Annotated in this window: 16 protein-coding genes; 13 read left to right on the top strand and 3 right to left on the bottom strand. The window is 64.1% G+C overall.

Going from position 1 to position 17,654, the window contains the following annotated elements; genetic code table 11:
• Positions 1-505 precede the first annotated feature (505 nt).
• Positions 506-1,342 carry a tetratricopeptide repeat protein gene (locus ACTIFE_RS10940; protein ID WP_439529184.1) on the top strand — a complete coding sequence of 279 codons (837 nt, stop codon included), beginning with the start codon at positions 506-508 and terminating at the stop codon, positions 1,340-1,342.
• A 583-nt stretch (positions 1,343-1,925) separates the two neighbouring features.
• On the opposite strand, the gene xth is transcribed toward ACTIFE_RS10940, so the two are convergent.
• Together xth and erpA are read right to left on the bottom strand one after the other, a co-directional pair.
• On the bottom strand, positions 1,926-2,708 hold the full coding sequence (xth, locus tag ACTIFE_RS10935) for an exodeoxyribonuclease III (RefSeq protein ID WP_439529183.1): 783 nt from the start codon (positions 2,706-2,708) through the stop codon (positions 1,926-1,928).
• Between the two features lie 52 nt (positions 2,709-2,760).
• On the bottom strand, positions 2,761-3,117 hold the full coding sequence (gene erpA, locus ACTIFE_RS10930) for an iron-sulfur cluster insertion protein ErpA (RefSeq protein ID WP_439529182.1): 357 nt from the start codon (positions 3,115-3,117) through the stop codon (positions 2,761-2,763).
• Between the two features lie 215 nt (positions 3,118-3,332).
• On the opposite strand from erpA, the gene ACTIFE_RS10925 reads away from it, so the two are divergent.
• The 3 genes from ACTIFE_RS10925 (at position 3,333) to ACTIFE_RS10915 (ending at position 8,998) form a co-directional block, all read left to right on the top strand.
• Positions 3,333-4,553: a deoxyguanosinetriphosphate triphosphohydrolase gene (locus tag ACTIFE_RS10925; protein WP_439529181.1), complete on the top strand. Its 1,221-nt coding sequence runs from the start codon at positions 3,333-3,335 to the stop codon at positions 4,551-4,553.
• 68 nt (positions 4,554-4,621) lie between these two features.
• Positions 4,622-6,388: an arginine--tRNA ligase gene (gene argS, locus ACTIFE_RS10920; protein WP_439529180.1), complete on the top strand. Its 1,767-nt coding sequence runs from the start codon at positions 4,622-4,624 to the stop codon at positions 6,386-6,388.
• A gap of 69 nt (positions 6,389-6,457) precedes the next feature.
• Positions 6,458-8,998 (top strand): SPOR domain-containing protein, encoded by a 2,541-nt coding sequence (locus ACTIFE_RS10915; protein WP_439529179.1) that lies wholly within the window; start codon positions 6,458-6,460, stop codon positions 8,996-8,998.
• A 69-nt stretch (positions 8,999-9,067) separates the two neighbouring features.
• Here the strand turns inward: ACTIFE_RS10915 and ACTIFE_RS10910 are convergent, their stop codons facing one another.
• Complete coding sequence (locus tag ACTIFE_RS10910; RefSeq protein ID WP_439529178.1) at positions 9,068-10,078, bottom strand: alpha/beta hydrolase; 1,011 nt, start codon at positions 10,076-10,078, stop codon at positions 9,068-9,070.
• A gap of 126 nt (positions 10,079-10,204) precedes the next feature.
• Here ACTIFE_RS10910 and nagZ point away from each other — a divergent pair, with 126 nt between their 5' ends.
• The 9 genes from nagZ to surE all read left to right on the top strand — a co-directional run bounded on the left by nagZ (position 10,205) and on the right by surE (position 17,614).
• Positions 10,205-11,230: a beta-N-acetylhexosaminidase gene (gene nagZ, locus ACTIFE_RS10905; RefSeq protein WP_439529177.1), complete on the top strand. Its 1,026-nt coding sequence runs from the start codon at positions 10,205-10,207 to the stop codon at positions 11,228-11,230.
• A 2-nt stretch (positions 11,231-11,232) separates the two neighbouring features.
• The gene (locus ACTIFE_RS10900; protein WP_439529176.1) at positions 11,233-12,036 is read left to right on the top strand and encodes a segregation and condensation protein A; all 804 of its coding nucleotides are present in this window, start codon (positions 11,233-11,235) and stop codon (positions 12,034-12,036) included.
• On the top strand, positions 12,026-12,694 hold the full coding sequence (gene scpB / locus ACTIFE_RS10895) for an SMC-Scp complex subunit ScpB (RefSeq protein WP_439529175.1): 669 nt from the start codon (positions 12,026-12,028) through the stop codon (positions 12,692-12,694). The genes ACTIFE_RS10900 and scpB overlap by 11 nt, the downstream gene beginning before the upstream one ends.
• On the top strand, positions 12,691-13,839 hold the full coding sequence (locus ACTIFE_RS10890) for an ABC transporter ATP-binding protein (protein ID WP_439529174.1): 1,149 nt from the start codon (positions 12,691-12,693) through the stop codon (positions 13,837-13,839). The genes scpB and ACTIFE_RS10890 overlap by 4 nt, the downstream gene beginning before the upstream one ends.
• A gap of 101 nt (positions 13,840-13,940) precedes the next feature.
• Positions 13,941-14,189 carry a twin-arginine translocase TatA/TatE family subunit gene (locus tag ACTIFE_RS10885; protein ID WP_439529173.1) on the top strand — a complete coding sequence of 83 codons (249 nt, stop codon included), beginning with the start codon at positions 13,941-13,943 and terminating at the stop codon, positions 14,187-14,189.
• 41 nt (positions 14,190-14,230) lie between these two features.
• The gene (tatB, locus tag ACTIFE_RS10880) at positions 14,231-14,719 is read left to right on the top strand and encodes a Sec-independent protein translocase protein TatB (protein WP_439529172.1); all 489 of its coding nucleotides are present in this window, start codon (positions 14,231-14,233) and stop codon (positions 14,717-14,719) included.
• Positions 14,716-15,501: a twin-arginine translocase subunit TatC gene (gene tatC, locus ACTIFE_RS10875; RefSeq protein WP_439529171.1), complete on the top strand. Its 786-nt coding sequence runs from the start codon at positions 14,716-14,718 to the stop codon at positions 15,499-15,501. The genes tatB and tatC overlap by 4 nt, the downstream gene beginning before the upstream one ends.
• 72 nt (positions 15,502-15,573) lie before the next feature.
• Positions 15,574-16,854, top strand: coding sequence for a serine--tRNA ligase (serS, locus tag ACTIFE_RS10870; protein WP_439529170.1), 1,281 nt, complete (start codon positions 15,574-15,576; stop codon positions 16,852-16,854).
• A 1-nt stretch (position 16,855) separates the two neighbouring features.
• Positions 16,856-17,614 (top strand): 5'/3'-nucleotidase SurE, encoded by a 759-nt coding sequence (surE, locus tag ACTIFE_RS10865; RefSeq protein ID WP_439529169.1) that lies wholly within the window; start codon positions 16,856-16,858, stop codon positions 17,612-17,614.
• Positions 17,615-17,654 lie beyond the last annotated feature (40 nt).

Raw genomic sequence — 17,654 nt, 5'->3', positions numbered from 1 at the left:
GGCTAGCGGAAGCGCAAAGTTGTGGCGCGGCTGCAACAGCCAATCGGCAACAGCTGCGCTAAAACGGAACCAGGCAAAACTTGCCGCTGTTCGGCCACGATTGGGCATCACCGCTGGCAGGAAGCAGGAGGCAGGGCAGGTAGGACGACGTGACTGCGGTCAGGTCATCCGGCCAGCCAATGTCACGGCAAGGCGGCTGCAGTTCCGGACGGGGCGGAAATGCGGCAGGCCGCAAGGGCAAAACAGGGGTAAAGGCGTGCGCGTATCGACCGGTGCGAGCGTTAAGGATGGAGGCAGCCTCACATTGAGGATGTCCCCGATTCGCCACAATCCAGGCGGTCTTGGCCCAAGTGCCGCCGAAATGATTGCCTACACTTTAAGAAATTCAGCCGGGCAGCCCGCTGCCCGGTCCGGAAAAGCCCCGAGTGCGCCGGCCCGATGGCTGGCTGCATTTGCAAGGCAGGGTTGGCCGCAGTCGCGCCGCTCCGAAGCAGGTTCCGTCATCATGCGCAGCATGCAGTGTCTTGTGGTTGTAGGTCTGTATCTGGCTCTTCTGGCGCCAGCGTCCGCTTTTGACGGCACGCCCGCGCGCAACGAACAGATCACGCCGGAAAAGATGACGGCCAGCGAAGCCCTTCGTCTGGGCGCCAAGAAATATTACGCCGGTGACAAGCGCGCGGCGCTCGATTCCCTGCGCTACGCCGCCGAGAACGGCCAGCCGATGGCCGCCTGGAAGCTTGGCCGCATGTATGCTGAGGGCGATGGTGTCACCGAAGATGACGTTAAGGCCTTCGACTATTATAGCCAGGTTGTCAGCCTGCACGGCGAAGACAGCCCGTCGTCGCCGCAGGCGCCTTTTGTTGCCAGCGCCTTTGTCGCGCTCGGAAACTACTATCTGACCGGCATCAAGAACTCTTCGGTCAAGGCCAACCAGGCCCGGGCCCGGCAGATTTTTACCCATGCTGCGTCCTATTATGGCGATGCTGAAGCGCAATATGCTTTGGGACGCCTCTATCGTGAGAACAACGAATTGCTAGCTGTCCGCTGGTTCAACCTCGCGGCGATCAAGGGGCATGTCGGCGCACAGGCGCTTCTGGGCGAGACCCTGTTCAACCTTGGCTCGGCCGAAGGCAACCGCGAGCGCGGTCTGATGTGGCTCACCATCGCAAGGTCGCATGCCGGCCTTGATCCGGAGACGCGCTGGGTCGTGGATCTGCAGGAGCAGTATTTCGCGCTGGCGGACGAGGAAGTTCGCCGGGCTGCCGCCAAGAAGGCCGAAGCCTGGATCGCCCGCAACGGCACCGCAACCGCGACCACGGCGTCGTCCCTGCAGTTGCAGTAAGGCAATCACCGCTTCCTCAGGCTGGCGCCAACACCTGTAGCGGCGTCACTCCTGCCGTCTGGCTCTCTGTCACCTGGCCCTAAGGGCGAGGGACAGCGACCGCGTTCCCGCGTGGCTCAAGGTTGCGGGCCGCTCCGCCGCGCTGGCAAGCGCGCAGGGAGCATCACTGAATTTCCACGAGGTGTTGTTGAGCACCATCACACATTGCGCCATGCGGGGACCTTTGGGGCCGCGCAGGCAGATGGTGGTGCCGAGCTCATGATCGATCCCCTGTGCCCGACAGATACAAGATCCGGGCTTCGTGGCCGCGCTGGTCGCTGCTGGGACCTGAGGTGTCCTGCCATCCGGCGCGGTGCCGGAGGCATTCGCCGGCAACAGTGTCCACCAGCCCACAAGCAGGATTGCCCCCGCAACCGAGCGAAACCGGCCGAAGCCGGGTTTCAACGAGTGGGAACGTCCTGCCTGTTGCGCGATCATGGCCTGAGCCCCCGCCAGAACAGAGACAGGTTAGCACGCCCTCCGCTTTTGTGAAGGCCGCAGGCAGGTGAAGACCTGCGAGGGGCTGCGAAGACCGGGCAGCGGCTCAGGCTGCCAGGTCGACCCAGACCGGGACGTGATCGGAGGGCTTCTCCCAGCCGCGCACATGGGCATCAATGCCTGTCCCCCGCATCAGGTCGGTGGCCTGCGGCGACAGCAGGATGTGATCGATGCGGATGCCGTTGTTCTTCTGCCAGGCACCGGCCTGATAGTCCCAGAACGTATAGGTGCCGGCCGCATCCGTGGTCGCCCGGATCGCCTCGGTGAAACCGAGATTGAGCAGAGCGCGGAACCGGCTGCGGCTTTCCGGCTGAAACAGGGCATCGCCCAGCCAGTCCTGCGGCGAGCGGGCATCCTCAGGCTGCGGGATGACATTGTAGTCGCCAAGCAGCACATAGGGCATTTCCTCGGCCAGGCGGCCGTGTGCATGGGCAATCAGCCGGTCCATCCACGCAAGCTTGTAGGGGAATTTTTCCGTGCCGAGCGGATTTCCATTCGGCAGATACAGGCATCCGACCCGGACAGCGCCCTTGGCGGACGATACGGTCGCCTCGATGAAGCGGGCCTGTTCGTCGCTGTCATCGCCCGGCAGGCCCCGCTGGACATCCTCCAGCGGCAGCCGCGACACGATGGCGACGCCGTTGAAGCCTTTTTGGCCATGGGTGGCCACGTGATAGCCGAGGTCCTCGAAGGCGGAAGCCGGAAACCCTTCATCGACCGACTTGATTTCCTGCAGGCAGGCGATGTCGGGCTGCGCCTCGGAGAACCAGGCAAGGGCCGTGTCGAGGCGTGCCTTGACGCCGTTGATGTTCCAGGTTGCGATTTTCATCGGGCGTCCGGCTTTCGGGTTTCACTTGGGCTCAGTGGTATCAGCCGGACGGTCAGATGGTGAAACTGGTGCCGCAGCCGCAGCCGGAGACCGCGTTCGGATTGCGGATCTGGAACGATTGCCCCATCAGGTCATCGACGAAATCGATCTCGGCGCCGTCCATGTACTGAAGCGATACCGAATCCACCAGCACCGTTGCGCCTTCGCCTTCCAGCACCAGGTCGTCGGCCTCGCGCTCGCTCACGATGTCATATTTGTATTGCAGTCCCGAACAGCCGCCGCCCTCGACGCTGACGCGCAGCATTGCCCCGGGAGCCTCGCCGGACAGGATCTTGGCCACCCGCCGCGCTGCCTTCACGCTGAGCGTGACGGGCTGGATGCGGGTCGAATCGTCGGTGGATACGGTCATGTCGATCTTCCTTCGATATGTCGGGTTCGGCGCAGGTTTTGGGCTCAAGGGGCCGTTCCGCCAGTCGCTTCGGTGGCAGGACAGCGGATTCTTGCGCGCTCACCCCGGATGCCGCCGCCTTTCCCCGTTGCGCCATGGTTGCCTTCATAGGTATGTACGCGAGGGCCGCACGTCAATTGTCCAGGCATCCGGCCGAGCCAGGGAGCGAAGGGAAGATGACCATGGCAACATTGGGCTATGGCGCACAGGAGCGGGCGGTTTATGCCCAGGATCCGGGGCAGAGCCGGGGGCGCTTGCACCTTGAGCCGGAAAGTCCGACCCGTACGCCCTTCCAGCGCGACCGGGACCGGATCATCCACTCGACCGCTTTCCGCCGCCTGAAGCACAAGACCCAAGTGTTTGTGTATCACGAAGGCGACCACTACCGGACCCGGCTGACCCACACCATTGAAGTGTCCCAGATCGCCCGCTCGCTCGCCCGCGCCCTTCGGCTTGATGAAGATCTTGCCGAATGCCTGGCCCTTGCCCACGACCTCGGCCACACCCCCTTTGGCCATGAGGGCGAGGATGTCATGCATGAATGCATGGCGCCCTTCGGCGGCTTTGATCACAACGCCCAGTCCTTGCGCGTCGTGACAGCACTCGAACACCGCTACGCCGAGTTCGACGGACTGAACCTTGCCTGGGAAACGCTGGAGGGCCTCGTCAAGCACAATGGCCCGCTGGTCGATGGCACCGGCGCGCCGCTCGGCAAGTTCAAGAACAGCGAGTTGCCCTTTGCCATCCGCACTTACGCCGAGAAGCAGGACCTGATGCTGAGCTCCTGGCCGAGCGCCGAGGCGCAGGCCGCCGCAATTGCCGATGACATCGCCTATGACGCGCATGACCTGGACGACGGGCTGCGCGCCCGGTTGTTCAAGGTCGAGGACATTGCCGAAGTGCCGTTCCTGGCCGGAATCCTCGAGGAAGTCGACAGCCGTTATCCCGGACTGGAAGAGCAGCGGCGCATCCACGAGATCGTCCGCCGCCAGATCACCCGCATGGTCGAGGATGTGATCGGGGAGGGCATTCGCCGGATCGAGGCGTTGAAACCGCAGAGCGCCGAGGACATCCGCGCCGCCGGTCATTGCGTCGTCGGCTTTTCGCCTGCGATGGCCGACGCCGAACGGCAAGTGAAGACGTTCCTGTTTGCCCGCATGTACCGGCATCCGGATGTTTTGGCCGTGCGCAAGCTGGTGGCACGGATCGTTCGTGAACTGTTCAGTCACTACATGCAGCAGCCCGATGACATGCCGCGCGAATGGGCGCATGCAATGTCCACTCTCACCGGGGCCAACCGGGCCCGCCGCGTCTGCGACTTTATCGCCGGCATGACGGACCGCTACGCCATCGAGGAACACCGACGGCTGTTTGACGATACGCCGGAATTGGGCTAGGCCCGCCAAACTCGCGGTCCAGGCTTTGCCTGCCGCCACCGGAACACTCCAGCCAGACTGGGCAGACAATGAATATTTTCACTGAATACACCGCTCGCGTGCAGGCCGCTGTCGCCGGTCTTGCCCTTGCAACCGCGCCGGGCGCGCAGGATCTGGCCGGTATCACGGTGGAGAGCCCGCGCGATCCGGCTCATGGTGACCTTGCCACCAACGCAGCCATGGTTCTGGCCAAGCCGCTCGGGATGAAGCCGCGCGATCTGGCCGAGCAGATTGCCGCCGCGCTGCGGCTGGACGCAGAGTTCACGGAAGTCACTGTTGCCGGGCCCGGCTTCATCAACATCCGCCTGGACACGGCGGTCTGGCACCGGGTGCTGGCGGCTGTTGTTGCCCGGGGCGATGGCTTTGGCCGGTCAGCCCAGGGTGCAGGTGCGAAGGTCAACGTGGAATATGTCTCGGCCAACCCCACCGGACCGATGCATGTCGGACATACGCGCGGCGCCGTCTTCGGCGATGCGCTGGCAAACCTGCTTGCCTATGTCGGGCATGACGTCACCCGCGAATACTACATCAACGACGCCGGCTCGCAGATCGACACGCTCGCCCGCAGCGCTTTCCTGCGCTACCGCGAGGCGCTAGGCGAGGACATCGGCGAGATCCCGGCCGGCCTTTACCCCGGCGACTACCTGAAGCCGGTGGGAGCCGCACTTGCAGCCGCCCATGGCAACGCGCTGCTGGCCATGGACGAGGCCGCCTGGATGGCCATCGTCAAGGCCGCAACGATCGACGCCATGATGGCGCTGATCCGCGAGGATCTGGCTCAGCTGAACGTCCGCCACGAGGTGTTCTTCTCCGAACGCACACTGCATGACCGCAGTGCCGACGGGGTGTCCGAAATCGACCGGATGCTCGACAAGCTGCGCACCCGCGGCCTCGTCTATGAGGGCACGCTTCCGCCGCCGAAAGGCGAACTGCCGGACGACTGGGAAGATCGCGAACAGACCCTGTTCCGGGCAACGGACTACGGCGATGACATTGATCGCCCGCTAAAGAAGTCGGACGGCAGCTACACGTATTTCGCTGCAGACGTCGCCTATTTCCTGTCGAAATACGAGCGCGGCTTCAAGGAGATGGTCTACGTCCTGGGCGCCGATCACGGTGGCTACGTCAAGCGTCTCGAAGCGGTCGGCAAGGCCGTGTCCGGCGGCGAATCGCGTGTCATCGTCCGTCTGTGCCAGCTGGTGAAGCTGTACCGTGCCGGCGAACCAGTCCGCATGTCGAAGCGCTCGGGCGATTTCGTGACCCTGCGTGATGTGGTCGAGGAAGTGGGCCGTGACCCGGTCCGCTTCATGATGCTGTTCCGCAAGAATGAGGCCGCGCTGGATTTCGATTTCCAGAAGGTCACTGAACAGTCGAAGGACAACCCTGTCTTTTATGTTCAGTACGGCCATGCCCGCTGTTGTTCGGTGTTGCGCCAGGCCGGTGAGGAGCTGAAGGGCGCCGACCTGTCTGACGCCGTGCTGTCGGCGACCGATCTTTCGGGCCTCACTGATTCTGGGGAACTCGAACTCATCGCCAAAATGGCGGAATGGCCGAAGGTGGTTGCTGCCGCAGCCGAGGCGCATGAGCCGCATCGGGTGGCGTTTTTCCTGCACGAACTGGCCAGTTCCTTGCATGCGCACTGGAACCGTGGCAAGGAAATGCCGCAATTACGCTTTATTAACCCTGAAAATACACAGTTGACGCTAGCGCGACTTGCCCTTGTACGGGCAGTCTCTTTGGTTCTTGCTTCCGGTTTGACTCTCCTCGGCGTGGATGCGCCTCGGGAAATGCGCTGAAGCGGGAGAGAATATCCGTCCGGAGCCCGAAGGCGTCCGGTCGGGCCCTGGGTGGAAAACTGGACGGATATGCCTCATCGCACCGATTATCCCCGATCCGATACCTTGCATCCGGACGCCGCAGGCGACCGGGAGCGGGCAGATACGCAGGGAGCCGAGGATCCGCTCGTCGAGTTGGCCCGCATCGTCAATCGCAACCGGTTGTCTGCTGCCCATGGCAGAGTCGAGGCGACGGACTATTTCGCCGGCCTTGAGGATGAAGATCTCCTGAAAGGTCCTGGGGGCGAACCGCTTGCGCCGCCAGCTGCCGCTCCGGCGAGCGCCACGTCCGCGCCCGGCCGGTTCGCGGATCGCGCCGCAGGGCAGGGCGAGTCCGCCAGCCCGTCGCCTGCCTACACTTCGGCGCCCGCCTATACCCCGGTTCAGGGCGGATCTCCGAATGAGCCGGCCTTCGACTTTGATTTCGATTTGCCGAAGCTACCGTCCCAGGCAAGCCATGACGCTTACCCGGACGAAGCCAGCGCATCAGAACCCTTTACGGCGTCTGATCTCGACCTTGACTTTGACCGCTTCGCGGCAGACCTGCAGGGAGCGCGGGTCGCCCAGGAGGCGTGGGACGAGGTGGATCTGCAGGACGGCACGACGCTCGATGCCGACAATCTTGACGATTTCGACGTCGAGGCGGCTGATGAGCCTTATGTTGCCGAGCCCCACCGGAGCGCGCCAGCAGCAAGTGCCTACCAGCCGCTGCATAGGTCGGCTGGTCGCGATACATCTTTCGCGGTTGCCCCGCAAACCTCCGGTTTCGACGTTGACCCGGTGCCGGCGGCGCTGGACGCACCCTTGCGCCCGTCCCTGGATCTTTCGGCCGACCTCGAGAAAGACCTGGTCGCAGGACTGGAGGACGAACTTCTGGGTGCGTTCCAGGCAGAGCGGCGTGCCGAACCACAACCGGTTCCTGCCGCAGTTTCGGCAGCGCAACAGCCCGGGGATTTTCCGTTTGATGCGCGCAAGCCCGCTGATGCCGGCAGGCTGGGTGCTGCGCCGCCGCCTTTCGTTCCGGATGCAGCCGCTTGGTCGGCCCTGACGCCGGATGCCAGGCTGCGCAATGCCCGTGAAGCCTCCGCTGGCTTTGCCGAACTGGATGATCTTGTCGGATCGCTGTTCGAGGACGAGCGGCTCGTCCGTAAGGCCGACACGGCGGCGGCCCGGCCAGCCCCCCAGCCCGATGACATCGATGACATGGCCTGGCCCGATGCGCTGAACGTGCTGCCGCGGGAAGAAGGTCCGCTGGAGACAGACAGTCTCGATGACGAGTTCGAGGCTGCTTTTGCGCCGCGGCGGTCTGCCTCCGAGCTGCCGTTCAACGACGTCCTCTATGATGATGACGAGGCTCCCCCGCCGCCGGGTGGATATGATCTTGATGCTGTCGCAAGGGCGATGCAGGAGAGCGATCCGACACTGGCCGGCGCCGGTGTCCTGCCGCCGCATTCAGCGGCCGAAGCGACCATGGCGCCGCGCGAGCAGGGCTCGCGCAAGGGCCTCTACATTGCGGCAGCGGTTCTGGGCGTCGCCGGCCTTGGCGGCATTCTGTTCGCCCTCATGGATACAGGTCCGTCGATTCGTACGGATGGGGCACCGCCGGTAATAGCCGGGCTTGAGGAGCCGTTGAAGACGTTTCCGGCCGAGGAAGCCGCCGCCGCTGATGCCGGTCAGCCGGCAAAGCTCATCTATGACCGGGTTGGCAATGAGGAGCGGATGCTGGTGCCTCAGACACCGGCCCCGGCCCAGTTGCCGCCCGCGCCCGCCGATGTGGCGGGTGCCGAACCGTTGCCAGCCGGAGGGCCGAAGAAGGTTCGCACGCTCGTCGTCCGCCCGGACGGCACCATCATTTCCGGCGGATCCGATACGGGATTTGGGACCTCGAACGGCGTCCGTGTGGTCAATACAGCCCGCCCGGACACACAGGCACAGCCGGAAGCACCGACCGCTGGTGCCACCGCGCCTCTGACTGGCGACATCGCGCCGGCGACGTCCGGTGTTCCGGCCATCGTTGCGGCTCTCGATCCGCAGGCGGTTGATGGTGATGCCTCGGAACCTGGCACTGTGGCTGCAGGAACTCCGCGTCCCAAGCCCGCTTCTGCCTCTCAGCAGGTGGCTGCCGTTCAGCCGCAGGTTCCCGCGCCGCTGCAACCACAGGCCCAGGCAGCCGCTCCGGCACCTGCTCCGGCACCGGCCGCACCGCCACGCACAGCTCCATCCGCGACATCCGGTCCCCTGAACCTTACCCAGCCGCAAGCCCAGACCCAGGCCCAGACCCAGGCTCAGGCCCAGCCTGCTGCGCCAGCAGCTACGGCAACAGCGGGAGCCTTCGCTGTCCAGGTTACCTCCCAGCGCACCCAGGACCAGGCGCAGGCCGCTTACGCCGCTTTGCAGCGTAAGTTCCCCTCCGTACTCGGCGGTCAGTCTCCGCTGATCGAGGCAGCGACCCTGGACAACCGTGGCACGTTCTACCGGGTCAGCATTCCGGCCGGGACGCGCGATGCTGCCACTTCCTTCTGCGAAAGCCTGAAAGCGGCCGGCGGCGACTGTTTCGTTCGGCGAAACTAATCGACAGGACACGGTTAAAAACAAAACGGCGGGCTAATACCCGCCGTTCATGTTTTCAGGCACTTAGGCTTACCCGTTCAACGCCTTCACGAGCGCCGGCAGGCTGTGGTCGAGCCGGTAGTCGATCGAGGAGTGATTGTCGTCGAACTCCTCATAGGTATGCGTGACATTGCCCGCCGTCAGCAGCCGCGTCAGCCGCCTTGCCCCATAGACCAGGTTATACTGGTCGATCCGTCCGCAATCGATCCAGAGCGCCTTCAGGGACCTCAGCGCATCGAGACGGGACGGAGCAAGGTTGAGCGGGTCATGTGCCAGCCACGCCGACCAGCGGTCTTCAATCAGTTCGCAGGTCGCGCTGTCGACCGGTAGGCGAATGCCAAGGAAGGCGTCCGGATCCGGATCATAGGAGGCCGCCATTGCCAGCGACATGAGCACATGGATGTCACCGCCCGAGAACTTCGGCCCGGCTTCGAAATCCGTAATGAATTTCTCGATCGACATGTCCTTGCGCGCCAGTGCGCGCAGGACATTCGGCATGTCCGGCAGGTAGCACAGCTCGAATGCCATGTCGCCGGAGTGGCACGCGGCGGCCGACCAGACATCCGGATAAAGCAGGGCATGGACCAGCGCGCCATAGCCGCCCGAGGACTTGCCGAAGACGCCGCGCCGTCCCTTGCCGCCGCAGCCGAAGCGCGCCTCGACGGCGGCCAGCACCGGGCCGGTCAGATACTGGCCCCACAGTCCCATGGCGGCAGAATCGATATACTGGTTGCCGCCGAGACGGGTGAAGGCATCCGGCATGGCCACAACGGCCGGCGGCAGGACACCATCGAGAATCAGCCGGTCGAGCCGTTCGGGCAGGTTCTCGCCGAAATTCTTCCAGGCGACATGGCCGGGGCCGGACCCGGTGAAACCGGCAAGGTCCATCAGCAGCGGCAGGTCATGGCCGTCATGACCATGTGGCACGTAAACCACCGTCTCCCTGGCGGCAGGATCGCCAAGGAGGTTGGCGGCGATGAGATCGCTTTCCACCGTGAGGCTGTGTAACGTTCCGGCTGGGATATCGTGGCGCTTGCGCATCGTCCTGTCCTGTGGTTGGCACATTGGACTGACATTAGAATGCGCCCCTCCGCCAAGGCAATTGCGCTGAAAGCCGGGTCTTGACCGGTGGTTGACCGGGGGGCGAACAGGACGTAAGGGCAGGTTATGACCAAGGCTTTCATCAGCGGCTGCGCCGGGCTGGAACTGACAGACGACGAGCGCGCCTTTTTCCGCGCAGAAGATCCGTTCGGACTGATCCTGTTTGGCCGCAACTGCCAGTCACCCGAACAGATCGCCGCCCTGTCGGCAGAGTTCCGCGCCGTCGTCGGGCGCGCTGATGCGCCGGTCCTGATCGATCAGGAAGGCGGCCGTGTCATGCGCCTCAAGCCGCCGCTGTGGCCGAACTATCCCAGCGGTCGCGGCTATGGTCTGCTCTATGAACTGGACCAGGCGGCCGGCCTGCGGGCCGCCTTCCTCGGCGCTCGCCTCATTGCAGGCGACCTTCTGGCCATCGGCATCACCATGGACTGCCTGCCGGTGCTGGATGTGCTCTATCCTGAAACGGTCGCCGCCATCGGCAACCGCTCCTACGGTCCGGACCCGGAGATGGTCGCCGCCCTCGGGATGGTAGCCGCCGAAGGTCTTCTGGCCGGCGGCGTCCTGCCCGTGATGAAGCACATTCCGGGGCATGGCCGGGCAAAGGTCGACAGCCACCTCGACCTGCCGCGGATCACCGCTTCGCTTGAGGACATCCTTGCCCGCGACGTTGCGCCCTTCCGCGCCTACAGCAAGGCCCCCTTCGGCATGACCGCGCATCTGCTCTATGAGGCGATTGATCCCTCGGCCCCGGCCACCCAGTCGCCCCTCATTATCGAGCGCATCATCCGCGGCGAGATCGGCTTCGACGGCGCGCTGATGTCGGACGACCTGTCGATGCAGGCCCTTGGCGGGAGCCTCGGCGAACGGGCGGAAAAAGCCCACGCCGCCGGCGTTGATCTCGCCCTTCACTGCAACGGCGACATGGACGAAATGCGCCAGGTGGCCGCCGCCACGCCCGAGCTCTCCGGCCGGGCGCTGGAGCGCTGCCTTGCAGGTCTTGCCCAGCGCCAGGATCCGGCCCCCGGCTTTGACACCAAGGCGGCCCGTGCCGAGTTCGATGCCCTCATGGCCCGTGTCGAGGTGACCGCCTGATCATGGCTCCCGTCCAGACCGACTTTCTCGAGGATCAGCCGCCGTCCGAACGGGCGAGCGATGACCCGCAGCTTGTCGTCGATGTGGACGGGTTTGAAGGCCCGCTCGACCTTCTTCTGACGCTCGCGCGCAGCCAGAAGGTCGACCTGACGCGCATCTCGATCCTGGCGCTTGTCGAGCAGTATCTCGCCTTTGTCTCCGATGCCCGCCTGATGCGGCTTGAACTGGCGGCGGATTATCTTGTGATGGCGGCCTGGCTCGCTTACCTCAAGAGCCGGCTTTTGATCCCGGAACAGAAGGGCGAGGACGAGCCGAGCGGTGAGGAACTGGCAGCTGCGTTGGCCTTCCGCCTGCAGCGCCTGGAGGCCATGCGCAAGGCTGCAGAGGCCCTGATGGCGCGCAACCGCCTGGGCCGCGATGTCTTTGCCCGTGGCGCTCCGCAAACCCTCGCGGTGCAGCGCAAGAGCGTGTGGAGCGCCACGATCTATGACCTTCTGACGGCCTATGCTGCCCAGCGGCAGCGCCAGTCGGTCACCAGTGTCCGGGTGCGGCGGCGGACGGTCTGGTCGCTGCAGGAAGCCCGCGACCTGCTGGCGCGGCTTGTTGGCGACATGGCCGACTGGACACCGATCAATGCCTATCTGATCGACTACCTGGCCGATGAAGGCGAGCGGGCAACCGTCATTGCTTCGACCTTCTCGGCCAGCCTTGAAATGGTGCGCGAGGGCCAGATCGAACTGCGCCAGAGTGATCCTTTCGCGCCGATCTATCTACGCCGACGGCAGGAGGCGCGCGATGGCGGCTGAACTGGATCTCGACGGGCTGCGCATGGTCGAGGCAATGCTGTTTGCCTCCGCCGATCCCCTTTCGGTGGCGGACATCGCCGCCCGGCTTCCCGTTGGCACCGATGTGGCGGGTCTCATTGACGAGCTGGAGCGGCAATACGCCACGCGCGGTGTCAATCTCGTGCCAGTTGCGGGCAAATGGGCCTTCCGCACCGCGCCGGACCTTGCCTATCTGTTGCAACGCGAGGCCGTCGAGCAGCGCAAGCTGTCGCGCGCCGCGCTGGAAACCCTGGCGATCATTGCCTATCACCAACCGGTCACCCGCGCCGAGATCGAGGAAATCCGCGGCGTCTCGACCAACAAGGGCACGCTCGACGTGCTCTTGGAGACCGGCTGGATCCGCATGCGAGGCCGCCGCCGCACGCCGGGCCGGCCCGTTACCTACGGCACCACGGAAAGTTTCCTCGATCATTTCGGGCTTGACCTGATCGCCGATCTTCCCGGACTTGAGGAACTGAAAGGGGCGGGCCTGCTCGACAGCGCCATTCCGGCCAGTTTCCATGTGCCCTTGCCGAATGATTCGGACATTCTGGCGCCCGATGAAGATCCGCTGGAGGACGGCGAATTGTTTGATCACGAGGAACTTGCTCTGGACCTGGAAGAGGACGAGGCGCAGTGAAGTCGCAATCACGACCGGATGAGCCGCGCGGCGGTGTCGCCGCCACCGCCGGTTGGGGCACCCGGGGAACCGCCGGCACGACCTTTGCGTCGGGTCTGGCGTTCGAGAAGATCCATCATTCCTATGGCGCGGCGGAAACGCTGCATGACGTTTCCCTACAGGTCGATCCGGGCAAGATCCTTTGCCTCCTTGGCCATTCGGGCTGCGGCAAGACGACCTTGATGCGCATCGCTGCCGGTGTGGAGACCCAGACGTCCGGCCGGGTGCTGATCAACGGCGAGGAAGTGGCCGGGCTCCGGCGCTTCCTGCCGCCGGAACAGCGCGGTGTCGGGCTGATGTTCCAGGACTATGCGCTGTTCCCGCATCTGACCAACCGCGAGAACGTCATGTTCGGCCTGACCCGGTTGACCCGGGCGGCCGCGCGCGATGTCGCCAACCAGATGCTGGCCCGGGTTGGTCTAGCTGCCTATGCCGAGGATTATCCGCATGCGCTGTCCGGCGGCGAGCAGCAGCGGGTGGCGCTGGCCCGGGCGATTGCCCCGCGTCCGGGCATCCTCTTGATGGACGAGCCATTCTCCGGCCTTGATCGCCGTTTGCGCGATGATGTGCGCGAGGAGACCCTGGCGATACTGCGTGAAACCCGGGCGACCTGCGTGATGGTGACCCATGATCCGGAAGAGGCCATGCGCATGGGCGACCGGATCGCCCTGATGCGCAGCGGCCGCTTGGTGCAGCATGGAACGGCAGAAGAGCTCTACCTGCGCCCGGTCGATCCGTTTGCCGCCCGGTTCTTCTCGGAAGTCAACGAGTTCGACGGCATTCTTCGCGGCGGACGGGTGGAATGTCCACTCGGGCTGTTGCCCTTCACGCCCGGGCCGGATGTGGCCGAGGGGGATGCTGTTCAGGTCTGTCTGCGACCGGACGGCATCCGTCTGGTTCCGCTTGGGCAGGGGCTGCCGGCGCGGGTGCTGTCGCGGCGGTTCATCGGCACGGTGGATCTGGTGCAACTGGCCTATCCGGGCTCTGACAGGCCGCTGCAGGCGCGCCTGCGGCCGGGCGATCATGTCACGCCGGGCATGGATGTCGGCATCGAAGTTGATGAAAGAGATGTACTAGTCTTTGCCAAGTCGCAATCGGCCCACTAGATAGGGGTTAGACAGGCAGAAAGCCGGCTGGTTGCGGGCTCAGGGTCTTTTTGTAATAGTGGCGCGCCGGTTCGCTGCCGGCACGAGTGGGAGTTGAAGGAATGAGCATCGGTATCTGGCAGCTTCTCATCGTTGCAGTGATCGTCATCCTGCTGTTTGGCCGGGGCAAGATTTCCGATCTGATGGGCGACGTTGCAAAAGGCATCAAGAGCTTCAAGAAGGGCATGTCCGAAGACGACACGGCCGCAGCGCCTGCACCGCAGGCACCGGAAGCCCCCAAGACCATCGATCATCAGCCGGCCGGGCAGGTCGCTGCCGAAAAGACCCAGGACCAGTCCCGCACGAACTGAACCGGTTCGTTGCACGGCTTTGCTAGAACTGGCGGGCGTTGATGTTTGATATCGGATGGACGGAACTGCTGGTGATCGCCGTGGTCGCGATCATCGTGGTGGGCCCCAAGGACCTGCCGCGCATGTTGCGCGCCTTTGGTCAGACCATCGGCAAGATGCGCCGCATGGCGAATGAATTTCAGTCCACCTTCAACGACGCGCTCAAGGAAGCCGAGCGTGAGGCGGATGTTCTCGACATGAAAAAGACCGTCGAGGAGGCCGCCAAGGGGGTCAAGGACTTCGATCCGCTCGCCGATCTGAAGAAGTCCATCGCGCCAGTGATCGCAACTCCATCCACCGCACCCGATGCCGGCAAGGCCGCTCCTGCCGCGTCTGACGAGGTCGCTGTGGCAGCTGAACCGACAGTGACCGCGTCGGCAGAGGTCCAGGTCGCAGCACCAGCCATTGCCGAGCCCGAGCCCGTCACTGTGGCCCCCCCTGCCGCAACCGGACAAGCCGAGCCCGCTACCGGAACCGAGACGAGGCCATGAGCGAGAACGATATTGACGCCAGCAAGGCGCCGCTCATCGAGCATCTGATCGAATTGCGTTCCCGGCTGCTGAAATCCGTGATCGCGATCATGCTGATGTTCGTGGTCTGCTTCTATTTCGCCATCGACATCTACAACATCCTGACGGTGCCTTATCTGCAGGCCGTCGGGGGGGACAAGCCGGTGGAGATGATCTTCACGGCGCCGCAGGAATGGTTCTTCACCCAGATGAAGCTGGCGCTGTTCGGCGCGCTGTTCCTGGCCTTCCCGGTGGTCGCATCGCAGATCTACATGTTCGTGGCGCCGGGCCTCTACAAGAACGAGCGGCAGGCGTTTCTGCCCTTTCTGGCGGCAACGCCTGTGCTGTTCATCATGGGGGCCTCGCTCGTCTATTTCCTGGTCATGCCGCTGGCGATGGGCTTTTTCCTGTCGATGGAGCAGACCGGAGGGGAGGGAAAGGTTGCGATCCAGCATCTGGCACGGGTCAGCGAATATCTCGACCTCATCATGGTGCTGATCTTCGCCTTCGGCATGGTGTTCCAGATGCCGGTGGTGATGACGCTCCTGGGGCGGGCCGGTCTGATCTCGGCCCAGTCGCTCAAGGAAAAGCGCAAATACGCTATCGTCATCGCCTTTATCCTGGCCGCCATCCTGACGCCGCCTGATCCGATCAGCCAGATCGGCCTTGCGCTGCCAACGCTGCTTCTCTACGAAGTTTCCATCGTTTCGGTACGACTGATCGAGCGCCGGCGCGCGGAACGGGCTAAGGACGAGGACGCCTGACCTTCCAGGCCCTTGCCGCCCTGACGGCGATCCGGTGCAGGTCAATCGGCCCAATTGCCATCGGAAGCCCACATGTTCGACATCAAATGGATCCGGGATAACCCGCAAGCCTTCGACACTGCCCTTGCCCGCCGCGGCGTGGAAGCTGCCTCCGCCCGTCTGATCGCCCTCGATGATGCCCGCCGCGCCCATATCGCCCGGCTCCAGGAGGCCCAGGAGCGCCGCAACGCCGCCTCCAAGGAGATCGGAAAGGCCAAGGCCCAGAAAGACGATGCCGCAGCCCAGGCCCTGATCGACGAGGTCGCCAAGATCAAGTCGATGATCCAGGATGGCGAGGAAGAGGAACGCCGCCTCAACGAGGCGCTGGATCAGGCGCTGTGTGTTATCCCCAACCTGCCGCTCGCCGATGTTCCAGATGGCGCCGACGAGGCAGGCAATGTCGTCCGGCATGTTCACGGCGCAAAGCCGGTGCTTCCCGCGATCAACAAGCCGAAGGAACATTTCGAACTGGGCGAAGCGCTCGGCGGCATGGACTTTGGCACCGCTGCCAAGATGTCCGGCTCGCGCTTTGTCCTGCTCAAGGGTCAGCTGGCGCGTCTGGAGCGCGCGCTCGGCCAGTTCATGATCGATCTCCACACCACTGAACACGGCTACATGGAAGTGTCGCCGCCGCTGCTGGTCAATGGCTCGGCGCTCTACGGCACCGGCCAGCTGCCGAAGTTCGAGGAAGACCTGTTCCGGGCAGGGGAGGGGCATTATCTGATCCCGACCGCCGAAGTTCCGCTGACCAACATGGTCGCGGACGAGATTCTCGGCGAGGAGGTCCTGCCGCTGCGCGTGACGGCGCTGACCCATTGCTTCCGCTCGGAAGCGGGTTCCGCCGGCCGCGACACGCGCGGCATGCTGCGCCAGCATCAGTTCCAGAAATGCGAGCTGGTCTCGGTTACCCGTCCGGAAGACTCGGCCGCTGAACTTGAGCGCATGCTCGGCTGCGCCGAAGCCGTGCTGCAGAAACTCGGCCTCCATTACCGCGTCATGACGCTGTGCACCGGCGACATGGGCTTTGGCTCGCAGAAGACCTATGACATCGAGGTCTGGCTGCCGGGGCAGGACATGTTCCGCGAAATCTCGTCCTGCTCGGTTTGCGGCGATTTCCAGGCCCGGCGGATGAATGCGCGCTATCGCCCGGCTGATGCCAAGGGCCTGCGCCATGTTCACACCTTGAACGGGTCCGGCATTGCAGTGGGCCGCGCGATGATCGCGGTCATGGAAAATTACCAGAACGTGGACGGTTCTATTACCGTTCCGGATGTTTTGCGGCCCTACATGGGCGGACTGGAGCGGATCAGCTGACATGCGTATTCTGATCACAAATGACGACGGCATTCACTCCGAAGGCCTCAAGGCGCTGGAGCGCATTGCGCGTGAACTGTCCGATGATGTCTGGGTTGTCGCCCCGGAAACGGACCAGAGCGGGGTCGCCCATTCCCTGACGCTCAGCGATCCCCTGCGGTTGCGTCAGATATCCGAGAAGCACTTCGCGCTGCGCGGGACGCCGACCGACTGCGTCATCATGGGCGTGCGCAAAGTGCTGCCGGGGCTGCCGGACCTGATCCTCTCCGGCATCAACCGGGGTCAGAACATGGCTGATGACGTGACCTACTCGGGCACGGTTGCCGGCGCGATGGAAGGCGCCATCCTTGGTATTCCGTCCTTCGCCGTGTCGCAGACCTGGAGCTTTGCCGTCGGCACCGAGCCGGACTATTCACCGGCTGAAGTGCTCGGACCGGACCTGTTCCGCAAACTGATGCGCTTCCACCTGCCGCGCTTCACCTTGCTCAACATCAATTTTCCCGACTGTCCGCCGGACCAGGTGGCCGGGGTGAAGGTCACGGTGCAGGGACATCATGAACAGGGCGGTCTCGTCATCGACGAGCGCACGGACCGGCGCGGCAACGCCTATTACTGGCTGGGCTTCCAGGAGCGCTCGCATGATCCGGTCGGCAACAGCGACCTGAATGCGATCGTCTCGAACCACATTTCCGTCACGCCGCTGCGACTGGATCTGACGGCCCATGACCTGGTCGGCTTGCTGGCGGCGGAACTGGACTGACCGGATCAACGCCTTGCAGCATATCGCAGGGCAGCAAGGG

Origin of the sequence: Pannonibacter sp. (assembly GCF_051860505.1) — a bacterium.
Taxonomy (GTDB): domain Bacteria; phylum Pseudomonadota; class Alphaproteobacteria; order Rhizobiales; family Stappiaceae; genus Pannonibacter.
Note: the sequence above shows the minus strand (reverse complement) of the source record. Positions and strands in the feature narration are given on the sequence as shown.

Excerpts from the sequence above, each read along its gene's own strand:
- serS (WP_439529170.1), top strand. The coding sequence starts at position 15,574 with ATGTTCGACATCAAATGGATCCGGGATAACCCGCAAGCCTTCGACACT.
- ACTIFE_RS10885 (WP_439529173.1), top strand. The coding sequence starts at position 13,941 with ATGAGCATCGGTATCTGGCAGCTTCTCATCGTTGCAGTGATCGTCATC.
- tatC (WP_439529171.1), top strand. The coding sequence starts at position 14,716 with ATGAGCGAGAACGATATTGACGCCAGCAAGGCGCCGCTCATCGAGCAT.
- surE (WP_439529169.1), top strand. The coding sequence starts at position 16,856 with ATGCGTATTCTGATCACAAATGACGACGGCATTCACTCCGAAGGCCTC.
- scpB (WP_439529175.1), top strand. The coding sequence starts at position 12,026 with ATGGCGGCTGAACTGGATCTCGACGGGCTGCGCATGGTCGAGGCAATG.
- ACTIFE_RS10940 (WP_439529184.1), top strand. The coding sequence starts at position 506 with ATGCGCAGCATGCAGTGTCTTGTGGTTGTAGGTCTGTATCTGGCTCTT.
- tatB (WP_439529172.1), top strand. The coding sequence starts at position 14,231 with ATGTTTGATATCGGATGGACGGAACTGCTGGTGATCGCCGTGGTCGCG.
- xth (WP_439529183.1), bottom strand. The coding sequence starts at position 2,708 with ATGAAAATCGCAACCTGGAACATCAACGGCGTCAAGGCACGCCTCGAC.
- ACTIFE_RS10915 (WP_439529179.1), top strand. The coding sequence starts at position 6,458 with ATGCCTCATCGCACCGATTATCCCCGATCCGATACCTTGCATCCGGAC.
- ACTIFE_RS10900 (WP_439529176.1), top strand. The coding sequence starts at position 11,233 with ATGGCTCCCGTCCAGACCGACTTTCTCGAGGATCAGCCGCCGTCCGAA.
- argS (WP_439529180.1), top strand. The coding sequence starts at position 4,622 with ATGAATATTTTCACTGAATACACCGCTCGCGTGCAGGCCGCTGTCGCC.
- erpA (WP_439529182.1), bottom strand. The coding sequence starts at position 3,117 with ATGACCGTATCCACCGACGATTCGACCCGCATCCAGCCCGTCACGCTC.
- ACTIFE_RS10925 (WP_439529181.1), top strand. The coding sequence starts at position 3,333 with ATGACCATGGCAACATTGGGCTATGGCGCACAGGAGCGGGCGGTTTAT.
- nagZ (WP_439529177.1), top strand. The coding sequence starts at position 10,205 with ATGACCAAGGCTTTCATCAGCGGCTGCGCCGGGCTGGAACTGACAGAC.
- ACTIFE_RS10910 (WP_439529178.1), bottom strand. The coding sequence starts at position 10,078 with ATGCGCAAGCGCCACGATATCCCAGCCGGAACGTTACACAGCCTCACG.